1 protein-coding gene is annotated in these 2698 nt (G+C 79.7%); it reads left to right on the top strand.

Going from position 1 to position 2698, the window contains the following annotated elements; genetic code table 11:
• Positions 1-2698: protein kinase (locus IH13_RS44555; RefSeq protein WP_234433280.1), on the top strand; the 2698-nt coding region annotated here is incomplete at both ends.

Genomic DNA, 2698 nt, shown 5'->3' with positions numbered 1-2698 from the left:
CCCGCCGGGCCACCGGGCGTACGGTGCGCAGGTCCACCGATCCCGCCGTCCGGCGGGCGATCGAGGCCGCGCAGGCGGCGGCCCAGGTGCCGGACCACCCGCGCCTGGACCAGGTCTTCGACGTGTTCGCCGAGGCGGGATCGCTCTGGATAGTGAGCGAACTGGTCGCGGCCCGGCCGCTCGCGGCGCTCCTCGCGGAACGTCCGCTCAACCCGTACCGCGCCGCGGAGATCGGCTCCGACGTGCTCACCGCCCTGCGGGTGCTGCACGCGCACGGCTGGACGCACCGCAACATCACCGTGCGCACGGTGCTGGTCTGCGACGACGGCCGTGCGGTGCTGACCGGCCTGGCTGCCGGAGCCGCCGAGGAGGCGCTGTGCGGGTACATGCCCGTGCCGCAGCCCGACGACGAGGGGGAGTACGGTCCGCCGGCGGTCGAGTCGGGGCCGACCGGGCCGTACGAGGAGTTCCCGGGCGAGGAGTCGCCGGTTCAGGAGCTCCCGGGCGAGGAGTCGCCGGTTCAGGAGCTCCCGGGCGGGGAGTCGCCGGTTCAGGACTTCCCGGGCACGGGGCTCCCGGCGGAAGGTCTGCCGGGCGCGGGCTTGCCGGTTGAAGGTCTGCCGTTCGAAGGCCTGCCGGTCGTGGGCTTTCCGGTCGAGGACGAGGCGCCCGAGTTGCCGGAGTTCGTCGCCGAGCGTCCGGTGATACCGCCCGGGCCGCCGGAGCCGGCCGAGCGTCCGGTACCGTCCGGGCTGCCGGAGTCCTCCGGGCAGGACGGTCCCGACGCGCCGCCGTCCGCCGGGGTCCCCGCCTCCCGGGGGCACCTGGAGATCGAGCCCCCCTACCGGCCGCCCGGTCCTCAGGCCGATGGTCCGGCGCCGGAGCGCCAGGAGCTCGTTCCGCGCCCGGCCCACCCCGCCGTCCCCCTCGCGGAGTCGAGGGCGGAGCCCGGCGCGGGCAGCGCGGCGCACCTGCGGGCCGCCCGGGCCGGGGCCATCGCCGCCTATCGCGCGGGCGCCCGTGCGGCGGTCCGTGCCGGTGAGGACCAGCAGGGCCGGGACGGCGCCGTTCCCGCAGGTCCGCCCGCCCCCGGGGCCGGCCCGGGACGCGGGAGCGCGTCCTTCGACCCGGGCGGCGGAAGCGGGTTCGGGCCCGCCGAGGGCAGGAGCTGGGACCGTGCGCCGGGGCCCGCCGACGGCTCCGGGGACGGCACCCCGGACGGGCCGGGCGGTACCGGTCCCGGTGGCCCCCGCGCCGGTGCCGGCCGCGGTGACGGTGGGGCCGTGCCGGGGGCGCGGTCCGGCAGCGATGCGGTGCCGGCGCCCGGTGACCGTACGGAGCAGGGCGGCGGGTCCGGCTACGACGGGCCCGCGCCGGGCGCGGAGGCCGGCGGTGCCGAGGGGTTCGGCGGTATACCGGGGCCTGCCGGTCCCGGTGCCGGTGCCGGTTCCGGCGGCGGCCCGGGCGTGGGCGGTGCCGGAGGCCGCGCGGTGCCCCATGGCGGCCGGCCCGTGACGGGGCCGCCGGCCGGGCCCCGTGAGGCCGGGCCCGGTGAGGCCGGGCCCCGTGAGGTCGGGTCCCGTGAAACCGGGCCCGGTGAAGCCGGGCCTGGAGGGCCCGGAGCCGCCCCGTCTGCGCCGCGGGCCGACCGCGCCTCAGACGGCGCCCGTACCGACGGCGGCAGCGCGTCCGGGGACGGCTCGGCGGCGTCGGGCCAGGGCGTTCCGGTGCGCCCGCGGTTGACCGGGGCCTGGGGGCGCCCCGCCGCGGAGCTGCCCTTCCACGGCGCGTTCGCCGACGACGGCCTTTACGACGACGCCGACGACGACCCGTTCGCCGACGACGAGGACGACGAGGGCCCGGACGGGCCTTTGCCCCCGGGCCGGCGGGTGTTCCTCGCCGGGACCTGGGACGACGGCCCGGAGTCGGGCCGTCCCGTCCCCGCGGGCGGTTCCCCCGGCGGCTTCGGGCGCGATGAGCTGCGGGCCGACTCCCGGCGTGGGCCGGACCGGGGCGACGGCCGGGACCACGGCCGAGGCGACGGCCCGGGCGACGCACGGGGTGGCGGCCGGGGCGACCGACTGCCGCAGCCGGTGGGCGCCCGTGCCGGCGCCGGCGGATGGGGCGAGGTCGTCGCGGGCAGCGGCGACACCCCGGCCTACCGGGGCCCCGCCACCCCGCTCGCCGCCGAACGCGCCCGGCAGGCCCGTATCGCCGTCGTCGGGCCGGTCACCGAGCGCTGGGCGCCCGAACAGGCGGGACCGGTCCACGACAACTGGCAGCTGGCCCCGCCCATCGGCCCCTCCACCGACCTGTGGGCACTGGGCGCCCTGCTCTACCGCGCCGTCCAGGGCCACGCCCCCTACCCGGAGGAGAACGCCGCCGAGCTCGTCCAGATGGTCTGCGGCGAACCGCCCGCCTTCGCGGAGGAGTGCGGCCCGCTGCGCCCGGTCGTCGAGTCGCTGCTGCGGCAGGACCCCACCGAACGGCCCGACTTCGAGGAACTGCGCGGCTGGCTCCGCTCCCTCATACGGTCCGCCCCCGAACCGGAGGCGGGGGACGACGTCGTCCCCCTGCCGCCCACGGACGCCGCCCGGCTGCCGGTCGTGCGCCGCCGGGGCGAGCTCGTCCGCAGACGCCGGGGACGCGGCGCGGCCCACGGCCGGCACCGGCAGGGCAAGCGGCAGCGGCTGGAGGC

This window comes from Streptomyces sp. NRRL WC-3549, assembly GCF_000721935.1.
Classification (GTDB): Bacteria; Actinomycetota; Actinomycetes; order Streptomycetales; family Streptomycetaceae; genus Streptomyces.
The sequence above is the reverse complement of the archived record's forward strand: the minus strand, read 5'-3'. Positions and strand labels throughout refer to the sequence as shown.